Source organism: Metabacillus sp. KJ11-3, from assembly GCF_055808295.1.
This window is the reverse complement of record NZ_CM147865.1, coordinates 632,765-648,010: the sequence shown is the minus strand read 5'-3', so window position 1 is coordinate 648,010 and position 15,246 is coordinate 632,765. Positions and strand designations below refer to the sequence as shown.

Here is a 15,246-nt window from a genome sequence, read left to right as displayed (position 1 = left end):
TCATAGCATATATTAATGAATTTCTCGCTACGCTGGCAGCGTAGAGGTCAGGGGTTCGAGCCCCCTATGCTCCACTTGATACTTGATTCCAAGCCATTCTTAAACAATTAGGAATGGTTTTTTGCTATAGTGAGAAATGATAGAAAAAAACTCACTGAGTAAAGTGGGCTTTATACCTATTTGCATTTCCAGTTATTATCTGTTATGATGAAGTAGAATTATTTTTGTTCGGTCTGTAAGGAAAAGAAGTATTTAAACTTTTCGCCTTTGATATCTAATTGAACAACTATAGTAATAAATTGTGGAATGGATCCACACAGGAGGCAACAATTATGCAACAAGGTACAGTAAAATGGTTTAACGCAGATAAAGGTTTCGGTTTCATCGAAGTTGAAGGTGGAGATGATGTATTCGTACATTTCTCAGCTATCCAAGGCGAAGGATTTAAATCTTTAGAAGAAGGCCAAAAAGTGACATTTGACACTGAGCAAGGTCAACGCGGTCTTCAAGCAACTAACGTTAATAAAGCATAATCACTGAGGGCTCCACTATGGAGTCCTTTTTTATTTGTATAAAAAGTAAAAAACCCCATTCATTCCTGAATGGGGTGAGGACAAAACAATGTAAAAAGGTATTAAATGGTTAGCTCAAGCATAACACACTACATGCAGAATACCTAATACTTTTAAAAAATAATTAACATTTACCTTAATCTAGATAATCATGCATCCTGATATTTGATGATATATGAAGATCTTTGTTGATAATCATAAATCACCTTAGTCGAAACTTGATGATAAAAAAAACACGCCCTATCACATCACTCATCAATGAAAAAGAAGAAGGTCAACACCATCCTCTACATACTTTGATTCATTTCTTCTTTCCTCCCCATATGCTTCTTCTCAGTCTCAGACACAACCAAAGCACATGCCGCATCCCCAGTAATATTAACTGCCGTACGTGCCATATCTAACAAACGGTCAATTCCTAATATTAACCCAATACCAGCAACAGGTAATCCTACAGAACTAAATACCATCGCCAATAAAATTAAACCTACACCAGGAACACCAGCTGTACCGATACTTGCGAGCACAGCCGTTAATACAACCGTTACTAACTCGATCATGGTTAAATTCACACCATAAACTTGTGCAATAAAAATGGTTGCTACTCCTTGCATAATGGCTGTTCCATCCATGTTTATGGTAGCTCCAAGGGGTTGAACAAAACTGCTTATTGACTTAGGAATGTTCAACTCTTTTTGTGCTATGTCCATTGAGACTGGTAATGTTGCGTTACTACTGGAAGTACTAAAGGCAACACTCATGGCAGAAGAAAACTTTTTAAAGAATGTAAATGGATTATATTTTGCTAAGAAGAAAACAGCTGAACCATATGTCACGATGGAATGGATAAGAAGGGCTAAAACGACAACAATCATGTATAATCCCATTGCCTTAATTGCTGATAAACCTTGACTTCCTACAGCTGTTGCAATTAAACCGAATGTTCCGTATGGCGCAAATTTCATAACAATATTCACCAAATACATCATGAGGTTATTTCCCTGCTCCACTACTGTAAGCAAAGCTTCTGCTTTCTTTCCTAGCATAGCTATACCAAATCCAACAAAGATGGAAAACGCAATAATTTGGAGCATATTCCCTTCAGCAAATGCTTGAATTGGATTAGATGGGATGATGTTCAGTAATGTTTCTCCAGTTGATGGTGCTTTTTCTGCTTCAAATGAAACTCCTTCTGTATTAAAGTTACCTACATGACCAGGTTGAATGATCGTGGCAAGGAATAAACCAATCGTGATCGCAATTGCTGTTGTCACTATAAAGAAAGAAATCGTCTTAAAGCCAATTCTCCCAAGCTTTTTAGGATCACCTAAACCTGCAACCCCGAGTGTAATGGAAAAAAAGACAATAGGTACAACGAGCATATTAATTAAATTTAAAAATATTTGTCCTAGCGGAGTAAATAAATAGGTATCAAGGACTTTAAAACCATCAGGAGATACAATGTTTAATACAAGACCTACAACGGCACCTGCTATTAAACCTATAATTATTTTTGTTGCCAGTCTCAATCTAACCACCTCACTTTCTAAAATCTATGTTTTATTTCCCTCATTTATCATGATAAAAACCTATTTTTTCAGATTATGTTACTTCTTCAAGATTGTATAAAACACAACATAAAAAATAGCTGATCAATCATGATCAGCTATCCGTATTATAATAATTATTTACCTTGTGCCAATATACTTTCCGCCTGTTGCCTGAATTGTTTTGCGGCTTCATCCTTTTTTAGAACCCCATATGCTATTTGATCAGCTGTGTTTTTTAATAGATTTATTACTTCTGCTGCTTTGGTTGGATCTGGTCCATTATATGGGGAACTATGTTCTCCAGCCCAAGCTACATAGTTAAATACTTGCTTTTGTGCAGGTGATAATAATGGCAATAATGCTTCCTGTACTTTTGGAGACCCAGGTACACCTCTGTCACCAATCTCTAATCCTTAGGGAGTCTTGCATGATAACATTATGTCATTGATTGATAAGCTAATAAATCTTCTACATTTATTGACCGCTTTTGTTTGACTGACTTCCAAACAGCTTCCCCTGTTGTAACGGCATATGCACCATCCTCACTACCTGATAAAATCTTGTAAGGGCGGAATGGGTCAACTCCTAAAAAGATATCTTCTTGCATAATTGGGTCTCCTCCACCATGTCCACCTGTACGTTCTACAACGTGAATGGTTTCCTTTGATCCAAAAAGTGGATAATAATCAATCACCTGTGTTGGTGTTGGAAATGGCACCCTTGATGGCGCGTGATATTCCATTGTTTCAATTCTGCCTTTCGTCCCATTTATCGCAAGTCTGTATCCTTCATACGGTAAGGAGAAATTAATGGAATAACTAAGTAAAGCTCCTTGGTCATATTTCACTGTTGCTGTATACGTATCTTCAATCTCGATTGATGAATCAAAAATGCACTGGTCTGTTCGATAATTTGTGTATGCATTCTTCCGCTTCATATCAGAGCTTATATGATCATCCTGTACACTGGCACTGTTGCTTCTTGTATTCCATCTCATATAATAAGAGCAGTTTGAACTTACATCACAAGTAAAGCAAAAACGTCCATCTTCCTGCTTTGGATTAAATGGACTTTCTTGACCATAATAGTTTCTGGCGCCAAAGGAAAAAGCTTCTACAGGCTTCTGATCCAGCCACCAATTGACGAGATCAAAGTGGTGGGAGCTTTTGTGAATGGACAGACCGCCTGAAAGTTCTCTTTGGCGATTCCATCGTTGAAAATAACTTGAACCATGGTAGGTGTCAATGTACCAGTTTAAATCAACAGAAGTTATTTTCCCTAGCTTTCCTTCTAATATCATCTCTTTTATTTTCGTATGATATGGATTGTATCTATAATTAAAAGTAACAGTAACGGTTCCTTTACTTTTTTCTTCTGCATCCATAATTTTTCGGCAATCTGCTGCTGTTGTTGCCATTGGTTTCTCCGTAATAACATCTAAGTCGTGTTCCAAAGCTTTTACAATATACTCTGCATGCGTGTCATCCCTGCTTGCTACGATCATTACATTTGGTCGTGTTTCTGTAATCATCCGTTCAAATTCCCCATTATGAAAGGTCGGGACGTTCACTGTTTCTGGAACTAAATTTCGACATACATCAAATCGCTTGTCATCAAAGTCCAGCATTCCTACCAAGCTACAAGTCTCAGAGAATGTTTTAAATATAGGCTTAATAAACATATCAATCGCCCGATTACTAACACCACACACTGCAAACCTTTTCAACCTAATTCCCCCTTAATATTCATAAAAGCATGATAGTTTTATAACTAATACTCACACAATAAATGTAACCGTTGTCTTTTTTAAGAAACACTCAGGACTTTTATGATATATTCTTCATTATAAAGGGTTAATAAGGACTGTTTCCTTATACTTATCAGATAAAAATCTATAAAAATCAGATTTTTTTGCATGAATTAAGAAATAGAAACTATTAGAGGTTAAAAAAATAAGCACCTAACCGTATTAGAAAATAGGTAGGCGCTTTGAGTCATTCTTATTCTATTAGCTTTTTTTACACACTAACTGCCGGTCATCGATCTCGTAGATACAATCCGCCACTCGATCAATAAACATATGATCATGTGACACAAGAATAACAGTACCTTCATATGCCTTTAAAAATTTCTCTAATGCTTCAATACAATAAACATCTAAAAAGTTAGTTGGTTCATCTAAGACCAGCACATTATATCTTCCTAAAAATAACTGACACAATTCAAGGCGAATGGCTTCACCACCACTTAAATTTAACACATTCTTCTTCAAGTCAGTTCCAGTAAAATTCATAGAATGCAAGACAGACCGAATTTTACTTTCTTCATAGTCACTTCTTTGTTTCATATATTCTAGTACGGTTTCACTTTTACCAAATCGATAGGCCATTTGCTCATAAACACCGATTACCGCTTTAGGAGAAATCACCATCCCCTCTCCCCGCTTTAAGATATGTTGTAAAAGAGTGGTTTTTCCTGAGCCATTTCTCCCTTTAATCACAATAATTTGTCCTAACGAAAATTGGAAGCTGGTTTCATGAAGAAGTGTTCTTTCCCCAGCTTTTATTGTGACCCGTTCACCCATAATTGGATATTTATTGTGCATGCTAAGAGCTGGTGGTTGATGAAAGCGAATTGGTTGTTCACTCTTTGGCGCTTCAACCTTTTTTAATTGTTCAACCCTTTGTTCAATGGCTTTTGCTGCACGCTGAACTGCTTTTTGGCCCGTGTCTTTTGACTTTGTCATAAACATTTTATTTGCTTTTGCCTTCGTTTCTTTTTTTGACATATGCCCATTGGCTTGTGTGATTTTATCTGCCTTTTTCATTTTTTCATCGGCAGCCTTTAATAATCTTGTTTTTTCCTTTACATATTTCTCGTGTTGCTCTTGGTGCTGCTTTCGTTCCAGTTCTTTTTGTGAAATGTAGTCTGAGTAGTTTCCTGTGTATTCTGTCACAGACCCATCGTCAATTTCCCAAATTTTTGTTACAAGTTTATCTAAAACATATCGATCATGACTTACAAGCACAAGTGCTCCATAATAATAGGTCAGTTCGTCGATAAAAAATTGTTTTCCTTCTTCATCAAGATGTGTTGTTGGTTCGTCAATTAACAACCCTTCATGATAGGTTGAAAATAGCTGCGCTAATTTTAGCCTTGTTTTCTCGCCGCCACTAAAATGTTCAATTTCCGTTTTTGGAATTGATAATTTCCCTCTTAAATCAAAGTCGACATCTTTTTCTACTGGTATTGATAATTGATCAAAATACTCAAAGCTTGCATATTGCTTTACATGACCTTTTTCCGGCTTGATTTGACTATTCATCAGCTTTAGCAGTGTACTTTTTCCTGCCCCATTCTTGCCGACAATCCCAATTCGATCAAATTGATGCACAGCTAACCTTGGGATTTGTAACACCAATCGATCTAAAAATGAAAGCTCTATATTTTCTAATTCAAGACATACTTTTTCCATCACTTTACTACCTCACTTTTTTTCTAAAATAAAAAATCACAGGTAATCTGCCTGTGATTTTGGGTAAAGGGATGTAGTACGATCCTTATTTGCGACAAGAGTTAGCTGGTAGCATAAGCAATAAACCTTCCTTTTTGATATATAAGAAGGCTGATTAAACATAAATAAAGAAAGGCAGAACGATCCGCCTTTCTCACCATTAACACATTTCATACCATTAAAAGGATGAATAATCACCTGATGGTATAAAACATATATGAAATATAAAATGAAGATGATTAAAAAAGGACAGACTGATCCCGTTTACCCTGTTCACAGAACAGAGCCTTTGAACGTATTCAATTACTGGTTCAAAGTAGGGAATCGTAGTCTCATCGAATGTGTCATTTTTTAATAATCCTCCTAAATGTAAAGTACAACGATTATTATAAAACCCCTCCTAAAAAAGTCAAATTAACAGCTAAATTTCAATATTCCACAATCCAAGTCTACCCTTAGCCTCAATAAATTTATCAAGTAATTGCATATTTGTTACTTGCCACGCATAGCCACCTACTCTATAGTCACCAAGGAAATAGTCCGTCTCATTAACGATTCTTCCATCTTCTAAAACAGCCCATGTTTGATTATCTTCCAATATTTTATAACAGTATTCCAGATTACACTTCGCGATGATCATTCCACTTGGCAGAGTTTCAGCTGTTAAATCGTGTTTCTGTAGCAATGATTGTACTAAAGGATCAAGACAGGCTTTCTTGTCTACCTTTTTGCTAGTATGGATTGCAAGTGGGCCTCTGTAATTCGTTTTCCAAGTCCTCGTTTCGTATTGAGCTTCTCTAAGAGCAAATAGACTTGCCCATGGCTGGATCATGGATAAGACCTTCATAAAAAATAGTCGACTCCCTTCGTTTTTCCTTCTGATACTTTGGTCAATTCTACCTTTCCAATTGCAAAGTAAAACGGGGAGGGAAATGGAGGTAGTTTTTTCTTTCTAATATTATTCATTGCATGTTGAAGCCAATTTCGTTCGCAATGTAAACCTGTGAAAAACATATATAACGTATCTTGATCATCTTCTGATTCCCCGTAATGACCACATGGGCTTCCGATTCCATTTTTGTACCAATCCTCACCTTCATCAGCATCAAGAATTAACAGAGGCGTTTTAGACCAATTAGCCCGATCACCATCAGGTTTTTGTCCTTTTAATAACCACATACCCTGCATCGGGAATGGAGAACGCCCATATAGATTTGTGCTTCTACAGACAGCCATTTCATATCCACATGTGTTGGATTTATGTACTGAAGCATCATAAAAATTCTCATTTTCCAAAAACAATGGTATTGGAGTAGACCAGTTGTTTATACCGTCATCACTCTCAGCATACATCATTGTATAGTTTGGATATCCGTTTTTTCCAGTTTCTTGCTTTGTTGTTACATACCAGGCTCTCCACTTTTTCGCTATATATCTAATCTTAGGTTCCAGGACATTAGGAGAATCTTTTGTTCCTCTTAAAATCGGACGGGGATAGCGATTCCACCGGTCACCTGTTTTTTCTAGCATCCCGATGGAGTAAGGGGCTTGATTATCTACCACTTTATTAGAAGCTCTTCCAGTATAATAAACTCTCTCAACTACTGTTCCATTTTGGTCTATTCCACTAACATAGCATGGAGTGTGAAAACCATAAAAGTCCCAGCTTCCTTTTTGGGAGTTTTCACAAAGCGGTTTTGCCTTTTTTTCATTATCTTCATAAGTTGTGATACTCCAGTTATTACTGCTTAACGGATCTCCAACAGGAAGTGAAGCAGTAAAAATATTATTTTTAAAATTTGTTTGAAAGCCGCCAACAAACATCCACCACTGATTTTGAATTTTAACTACATGGGGATCTCCAATCCCTAAAATATTGTGGATACCTTTATACTTATCAATTTGATCAAAAAGCTTGATCGGTTTTTTCATCAAAAAATTCATTCAGATTCCCGCCTCAAATTGTATTTCTTTTATTTTACGAATTCCTCTATAGGTTATTCTATTTCAGCGAAAATCCAAGACACTTCTAGTTTTCAGCACTCCTGTTCGCTCTAATTAGTTCGATATATTGTGCATCACCTAAACCATACTCGTTGAATTTATTTAAAAGTAATACTACTAGTTCCTCTTCAGGTAAATCCTGCTGCTCATGAATATACATCATAAGTTCACTGTCAGGGTTAAGGTACTGCAAATATAACTGAATTCCTCTTTGTAAAGAGTGAGGAAGAATAGTACCTGGAGTTTGTTTTTCAATAAGCACTTGATTGTATATTTCCTTATACCCTTTTGGATGAAGGGTTTGTTTTTCAATAGGCTTGAACTCATCATCAACCAAGACAAGGGTCACCGTATTCTGATAATCAATTTGATCTAACCAAGCGAGAATCGTTAGTAAGTTAATTTGGCAAAACATGTCAAAGTCAAACCATAATGTTAATGTATTAAAATTTTTACTTAAAAGTGGTTGTATGGCTTTCATCGTAATGTTTTTATATTGATCAAGTGAAACATTATGAACCTTTGAACGCGTTTCAAGAAACTCCGTTGAGAAAATAGAGAATGAAGTCATTCCATAGCACATTGCTTCATTAAAAGAAACAATGGTTTCACCCTTTAAAAAACCTCCTTTTTGAAAATAGTTGTACATAACCTGTCCGTTTACAATATGTAGTGTGTTCGTTTCCATATAATTCCCACCTTTAACTTAATTACATTACCATTAAAAATGCTATTCCCCTCTATTGGAGAATAGCATAAACTCTTTTCCTCTTTTCAATTAAACTGCTTAGAATACAAGTGTGAATATACACCGTTATTCTCTAGTAATTCATCATGTGAGCCTTGCTCGGCAATCCCCTCTTCTGTTAATACAATAATTCGCTTCGCATAACGTATCGTAGACAGACGATGAGCAATCACAATTGTTGTTCGATTCTGCGCAAATGCTTCCAATGATTCCTTTACAATGCTTTCACTCTCATTATCTAGTGCGCTCGTTGCCTCATCAAAAATGAGAATTGGTGCATCTTTTAGAAATACACGTGCAATACTGAGCCGCTGCTTTTGTCCACCAGAAAGCTTTACACCTCGCTGTCCGATCTCCGATTGATACCCTTTAGGTAAGCTCATAATAAAATCATGAGCATTTGCACGTTTAGCAGCTTTCACAACCTCTTCATCACTTGCATGTACATTTCCGTATCGTATATTTTCTAAAACAGTTCCTGAAAAAAGATACACATCCTGCTGAACAATTCCTATATTACTTCGGAGTGACTGTATATCAATATCACAAACGTTCATTCCATCTATGAGTACAGCTCCACGGGATACATCATAAAAGCGGGGAATCAGAGAACATAATGTTGTTTTTCCTGCTCCTGACGGTCCAACCAACGCTACATATTCACCAGGCTGTATGATAAAAGATAAATGAACGAACACATTGTCATCATGATCACCATAGCAAAAAGAAACTTCATTAAACTCAATTTTCCCTTCAAGATTTGCCAGTTTAATTGGATTGGGTTTGTTTTTAATAGATGGTTCGATATTCATCATTTCCATAAATCGTTGAAAGCCTGTAATTCCCTCTTGAAACTGCATACTCATATGAGTTAATTTCTGAATTGGTTCAATCATATATGTGATATAGAGCAAAAATGTGATCAAATCTGCTAAATCCAATGACTCCTTCACAATGCTCGCACTACCTAAAACGATGACTGTAATGGTAATAAGCTGAATAAAGGTTTCCATACCATTAAAGAAATAGGCTTCTGCTTTGTAGGTGTTTTTTCGACTTTCAAGAAAACGTTGGTTTGCTTTAGAGAATTTTTCAGTTTCAATACTTTCGTTAGCAAAGGACTTTACTACCCGAATTCCTGAGAGGCTATCTTCCACCTGTGCGTTAATATCCGCTATCCGCTGTTTGTTATTTCCTAATGCACTGTTCAATTTTTTATTAAAAAACAAAGCAAATGCACCTAGGAAAGGTAAAAAGGCAAATACCGCCATTGTTAGTGGTGCATTAATAAAAAACAAGATCACAAACGCCCCGATAAAACGAACAAAGTATTTAATATAATCTTCAGGTCCATGGTGGTATAATTCAGATAGCAACAACAGGTCATTGGTTATTCTAGTCATTAGTTGGCCTGTTTTTTCTTGGTCAAAAAACCGGAATGGCATCTTTTGTATGTGTTCAAATAACTCTGCACGTAAATCACTTTCCATACGTGCACCGATTTCATGCCCTTTATAATCAACAAAAAAATTCCCTGCATTTTGAATCAAGACGAGAACAAGCATCAGTCCCCCAATCCAAAATACTTCATTAAGAGCAATGGATAAGTCCCCTTCGAGAACATCTTTTGTGATATAGCGAACAAGCAACGGAAAGATTAATGAAACTGCTGAAACAATAAAAGCACATCCTAAAACAAGCAAAAACAACCTTAAGTATGGTTTATAATAGGAAAGAAATTTTTTAGTCGGAAATTGCATCATATACCCCTTTTACAGTGTTTTTTCCTAAAAACACATATAAGGGTGTGACTGCATAAATATTAAGACAAAGTTACCCCCTTATATGCATGGCTACCTTGGGATAAATTGTTTTTCATCCTAACTCCTCCTTTGATATTTGTATTTATATTGTAAACGATTTCTTATGCTAAAAATAGAAAAAAGAGGAAAATGTTTAGGGATAACCCAAAACATTTTCCTCACCATTCATTTATTTTTGTGACATAGTTTCTTGTTGTTCTAGAAAATTCCGCACCCATTTTGCCAAATCCTCACGCTTTAATGGCGGAGAATAATAATAGCCTTGTATTCCCGGTTTTTCAGGCATTTGTGAGAGAAATCTCACTTGTGCTTCTGTTTCAACACCTTCAATGATGACATCCATATTTAATGAATGACAAAGGACAATAATTGCTTTAATGATGGCCGAATCTTTTTCAGATTCAGGTACTCCATCAACAAATGACTTATCAATTTTCACTGTTGTGATAGGTAGTCTTTTTAAATACGACAACGATGATAGGCCAGTCCCAAAATCATCAAGCGCTACTTTAAAGCCGTATTTCCGAAATTCCCCTATTGAACTGATGGCATTTTCTATGTTGTTAATCACACTTGTTTCGGTAATCTCCAGCTCTAGAAAATGACTGTCGATTTTATATTTGGAAACAGAGGTCTTTAATACGTCCATTAAACGAGGGGATGTAATATATTGACCAGGGATATTGATGGATACTGCTTTCATTGGATAATGATTCGCAATCCAATTCCCCATTTCCCTACAAACATGTTCAATGATCCAATCTGTTACATCAGTAATCTTCCCATTCTCCTCTAATGCCGGGATAAAAACTGCGGGTGAGATAAACCCTTGTTTTGGATGATTCCATCGCAATAAAGCCTCCGCTCCAATAATTGCCTTGTTCGAACCGATCTTTGGCTGATAAACAATGAACAATTCATGATTATCCATTGCTTTATCAATATCCTGAATAATACTTCTTTCAAATGAAAAAATGTGAATGTTTGGATCATATTCAATGACTTCATGTTTGTATTCAATGGATGAATGCTGCAGGACAGCCGTTGCATTTGAAAATAGCTGCTTTGTCTCTTTTTCACGATCACCGGTTGAAAGTGAACAGACCATGTCGATGATGAACTTGTGATCTGTAATTTCAATTGGTTGCATTAGCTCATTCATTATTTTAGCTAAACTTTCCCTAAACTGTTCATAGTGGTGATGTCCTGTAATCAGCAGTGCAAAGCGGTTTCCCTCAATTCTATAAGCTTCGGCTATCTCTGGTTTGTGTTGAATGATCCTTTGCCCAATTTCTTTAATAATGTTGTCCCCGAATGCATAACCATATCCACTATTCCATTTTTCTAAACTATCTAAGTGAATAATTGCTAAGCTTCCATAGGTAAATGACATTTCAAGCTTTTTTTCAAACTGTCTTCTATTTGGAAGTAAAGTTAGTGCATCGAAATAATTTAACCTGTAGTCAACATATCGATCAAGAATACTAGATAACCCTGATAACGCTAGAAAAATACTGATTCCTACTGTAATAAATAGAATAAGAAGAGGAAGATTCATTGAATGAGCATGGTTCGCATGTTCAATTAAAGGTGTTTCACTATAAAAAACTACAGCTGACATCCCCGTATAATGCATGCTTGCAACAGCAAGCCCCATAATAATAGAAGTAATCATTTTTACAGCCAGGTTTCTAGTAAACCTTCTCATCGTCGAAAAAATATAAAGTGCTACATATGAAACGATGATCGCAATCACAATGGATGTGAGGAAAATCCATGGCTTGTACACAAATTTCGCATCCATTTTCATTGCTGACATACCGATATAATGCATGGACGCTATCCCGAGCCCCATCGTACTCCCTGCGATTACATAAGATAACTGAGTTTTATTTTTTTGATTAGAAAAATAAAAGGCAAGGTATGATGCAAGTACAGCAGGAAATACAGAAATAATCGTTTGAATGATATCGTATTCCATTGATACAGGAAGCATAAAAGCACTCATTCCAATAAAATGCATGGACCAAATTCCCATCCCCATTGCAATGGAAGCTAATATTAACCAAAAATTACGACTAAAAAAACTGTTTTGTTGAATCCTCTCATTTAAAGAAAGAGCTGTGTAAGAAGCCAAACAAGCAATTACGACTGAAAGTAAAACAATCCAAGGTGAATATTCTCCTTCAAGGATGATCATGGTGTCTGAATTTGGTAGAATAAACATTTTCACAACCTCTTATTGTAAGATAAAGTACTAGTCTTTATATCGGTTGTTTCTAAAATTCATTTAGCTTGATGAATCAAAAAAGAACGGCTTTCTTATCCTATCATCCACAAATCCCATGACCTGATAGTTAAAGAGTTTTCCGTTCTTCTCATCTACGACTCAGATTATTTTTCTCCCCATTTGACTTAAGGCAAAATGAATACCATGCTGTAACGATTGAAAACATTCAAATTGAGAAAAATTAATCGTTGATCGTGAGATGGCAATGCTTAATTCAGTTGTAATCCCCACTAGAATTGTCTTTGTTCCAATTAATGAAGAAGCAGCACCAATTTTTTCTATTAAACTTGCTGTATGGTCACTGATATCTTGGTCAAGTCCTGTTAGATCAAGAATGAGATAATTCGCTTTATGTGCAGGCAGGTTGTTCAATGTATTGATAATAAGATATTCTGCACGGTCCAACTCATACGTCCCTATCAGAGGAACAACAACGATACCATCCAGTACAGGAATGATCGGAGAAGAAAGCTTCTTTACCAATCCCTGCAACTCTCCCGTTTTTTCTTCTACCAGCATCTCCAAATACTTAATTTGCTCAGATTCTTTTTTTCTAGCAAGCTCATGAATATTAGAAGAGATATTTATTTCAGAAGGAAAATATTCAATGATACTACAATCATTCCCGTCCAATTGCTGTTGGATCGTTTTATACCATATATTCGTTCCAAATAGGCCTGTAAAAATCCCTGCAAAATGAGCTGGAAGAAAGCTTCCTCCCTTATCTTTCCCTTGTGCAACATTGATTTTATGTTCCCATGTATCTTTTAAATAAGCAGACAATGTTTTTGTATTGTAATTAAGTTCTTTTATCTCAATTTGCCCCCAACCCGCAGAGGCATATGTAGTCGTAATAGCTTTAGCAGCATCTTCAACACTTAAATCCTTCATTCTTTCGAAATATTCTCCAACAACTAACCCCTGCCGAAATCCGGCAGTCTCAAACACCAAGTTTGAGGCTTCTTCACCTGAAATCTCTTCAATTGTATCAAAAAAGGATTTCATGGCAGTTGAAATCCAAAATAGGACAGCTTCCTGCCCCTCAAATTGAAAAACCCCTCTTTCAATTTCCCAGTTAAATTTGAATCCATCTATTATTGTTTGTCTATCGTTTGTCACTTTTAAACCACCTTTTCCCATCACATTTACCTTATATGTATTATAGTATGCAAATAAAGAAATTCCAATAGAAGGTAAATCTAAAGGAACAGTTAAAGACATTCACCTATCCCAATCCACATGAATAATGTGTACTGTGATAGGAGGTAAAAAAGATGGAACTCCTGAAAAGGGACTTAATAAACAAAGATAAATTGCCTTTCTGGAAAAGAGATGCTTTAGAAAAATTCGAAATGAAAATGATGGATAAAGATAAGCCTTTTCCATGCATTCCTGCTACACAAGGATTTTCCTTAAACCATTTACAATATGCATTTGTAGGAGATCCGAGAGAAGATTCATCTTCTTATGAATTGGCAGAATTGCTTTCATCTTATACATTGAATTCCAAAGAGCTAGGAAGATACACATCACTCATTGTCTTTTTCGAGACCCCACCTGACTTATGTGACACCTATAATGTAGAAAAGTTCGAACAGCTATTTTGGAAGCAGCTTAACAAGTTAACTGAATTAGATTCAGTCGAATGGCCAAATCACATCCCTTCTGATCCAACTCAACCTGCTTGGGAGTTTTGTTTCCATGGAGAACAATATTTTATGTATTGTGCCAGTCCAGCTCATAAAAATAGAACGAGCAGGTCATTTCCATATTTTATGCTTGCGATCACTCCCAGATGGGTGCTTGAATTATTTAATACTTCCCCGTCTTACTCAAAGAAAATAAAAGAAAACATTCGGAAACGATTAAATAAATACGACTCCATTTCCATCCATCCTGATCTAAATACGTATGGGAATTCGGATAATTTTGAATGGAAGCAATATTTTTTGCATGATGATGACTCGACATTAACTAAATGTCCTTTCCATAAGATAATAAATGAGGTCAAAAAATATTGATAAAAAGTTGAACTTCCCCATCTTTTCATTAAGTGGTGAAGTTTTTATTTTTCCAGAATGAAATGATTTATCAAGACCTACACTATCCTTAACTAGTAGATAGAAAGGAAGGGAATAAAATTGAGTCAACTATTTACACAACCTGCATTATTGGTCTTAGATGTTCAAAAGGGGTTTGATGATCCCTTTTGGGGAAAACGAAATAATGTACAAGCTGAAAATAATATTCAAACTTTACTAACTGAATGGAGAAAACGAGACTGGACAATCATTTATTCACAGCATTTATCACTTGATCCCCAATCTCCACTTTATTACAAAAATGCCAACCAAACAGAATTTATGGACATTGTAAGTCCACTTCCAGGTGAAATGATCATGCAAAAGAATGTAAATAGCGCCTTTATAGGAACTCAATTAGAAAGCTATTTAAAAAGCTATCAAATCAATTCTGTCGTTATTACAGGATTATCCACACAGCATTGTGTCTCAACGACAACAAGAATGAGCAGCAACCTTGGGTTCCAAACATTCCTTGTCTCTGATGCCACTGCTGCCTTTGAAATAACAGACCACACTGGGAAACGTCATACTCCAGAGGATATTCATCAATTTGAGCTTGCTACGTTACATAAAGAATTTGCAACGATTTTAAATACAGATGAAGTGATCACGCAACTTAGCTAAAATAAAATGTAAAAAATAGTCCGTATCACTTAATAAA

Annotated in this window: 13 protein-coding genes; 3 read left to right on the top strand and 10 right to left on the bottom strand. The window is 35.9% G+C overall.

What is annotated here, in order from left to right:
- The first annotated feature begins 332 nt into the window (after window positions 1-332).
- Window positions 333-533 carry a cold-shock protein gene (locus AC0L8O_RS03320; RefSeq protein ID WP_026562009.1) on the top strand — a complete coding sequence of 67 codons (201 nt, stop codon included), beginning with the start codon at window positions 333-335 and terminating at the stop codon, window positions 531-533.
- A 326-nt stretch (window positions 534-859) separates the two neighbouring features.
- Here AC0L8O_RS03320 and AC0L8O_RS03315 read toward each other — a convergent pair whose 3' ends face one another.
- The 10 genes from AC0L8O_RS03315 to AC0L8O_RS03270 form a co-directional block, all read right to left on the bottom strand.
- Window positions 860-2,101 carry a dicarboxylate/amino acid:cation symporter gene (locus AC0L8O_RS03315; RefSeq protein ID WP_473446590.1) on the bottom strand — a complete coding sequence of 414 codons (1,242 nt, stop codon included), beginning with the start codon at window positions 2,099-2,101 and terminating at the stop codon, window positions 860-862.
- 155 nt (window positions 2,102-2,256) lie between these two features.
- On the bottom strand, window positions 2,257-2,478 hold the full coding sequence (locus tag AC0L8O_RS03310) for a hypothetical protein (protein WP_473446589.1): 222 nt from the start codon (window positions 2,476-2,478) through the stop codon (window positions 2,257-2,259).
- 80 nt (window positions 2,479-2,558) lie between these two features.
- Window positions 2,559-3,848 carry a Gfo/Idh/MocA family oxidoreductase gene (locus AC0L8O_RS03305; protein WP_473446588.1) on the bottom strand — a complete coding sequence of 430 codons (1,290 nt, stop codon included), beginning with the start codon at window positions 3,846-3,848 and terminating at the stop codon, window positions 2,559-2,561.
- A 282-nt stretch (window positions 3,849-4,130) separates the two neighbouring features.
- On the bottom strand, window positions 4,131-5,597 hold the full coding sequence (locus AC0L8O_RS03300; protein ID WP_473446587.1) for an Msr family ABC-F type ribosomal protection protein: 1,467 nt from the start codon (window positions 5,595-5,597) through the stop codon (window positions 4,131-4,133).
- A gap of 460 nt (window positions 5,598-6,057) precedes the next feature.
- Window positions 6,058-6,483, bottom strand: coding sequence for an ASCH domain-containing protein (locus AC0L8O_RS03295; RefSeq protein WP_473446585.1), 426 nt, complete (start codon window positions 6,481-6,483; stop codon window positions 6,058-6,060).
- Window positions 6,480-7,580: a hypothetical protein gene (locus AC0L8O_RS03290; RefSeq protein WP_473446584.1), complete on the bottom strand. Its 1,101-nt coding sequence runs from the start codon at window positions 7,578-7,580 to the stop codon at window positions 6,480-6,482. The genes AC0L8O_RS03295 and AC0L8O_RS03290 overlap by 4 nt, the downstream gene beginning before the upstream one ends.
- Before the next feature lie 85 nt (window positions 7,581-7,665).
- A complete protein-coding gene (locus AC0L8O_RS03285; protein ID WP_473446582.1) occupies window positions 7,666-8,328 on the bottom strand; it encodes an AraC family transcriptional regulator in 663 nt (220 codons plus the stop codon).
- Between the two features lie 86 nt (window positions 8,329-8,414).
- The gene (locus tag AC0L8O_RS03280) at window positions 8,415-10,148 is read right to left on the bottom strand and encodes an ABC transporter ATP-binding protein (RefSeq protein WP_473448642.1); all 1,734 of its coding nucleotides are present in this window, start codon (window positions 10,146-10,148) and stop codon (window positions 8,415-8,417) included.
- A gap of 232 nt (window positions 10,149-10,380) precedes the next feature.
- Complete coding sequence (locus tag AC0L8O_RS03275) at window positions 10,381-12,438, bottom strand: bifunctional diguanylate cyclase/phosphodiesterase (protein ID WP_473446581.1); 2,058 nt, start codon at window positions 12,436-12,438, stop codon at window positions 10,381-10,383.
- 162 nt (window positions 12,439-12,600) lie between these two features.
- Window positions 12,601-13,641, bottom strand: coding sequence for an STAS domain-containing protein (locus AC0L8O_RS03270; protein ID WP_473448640.1), 1,041 nt, complete (start codon window positions 13,639-13,641; stop codon window positions 12,601-12,603).
- A 134-nt stretch (window positions 13,642-13,775) separates the two neighbouring features.
- On the opposite strand from AC0L8O_RS03270, the gene AC0L8O_RS03265 reads away from it, so the two are divergent.
- Together AC0L8O_RS03265 and AC0L8O_RS03260 are read left to right on the top strand one after the other, a co-directional pair.
- Window positions 13,776-14,522 (top strand): YqcI/YcgG family protein, encoded by a 747-nt coding sequence (locus AC0L8O_RS03265; RefSeq protein ID WP_473446580.1) that lies wholly within the window; start codon window positions 13,776-13,778, stop codon window positions 14,520-14,522.
- 120 nt (window positions 14,523-14,642) lie between these two features.
- A complete protein-coding gene (locus AC0L8O_RS03260; RefSeq protein WP_473446579.1) occupies window positions 14,643-15,209 on the top strand; it encodes a cysteine hydrolase family protein in 567 nt (188 codons plus the stop codon).
- Window positions 15,210-15,246 lie beyond the last annotated feature (37 nt).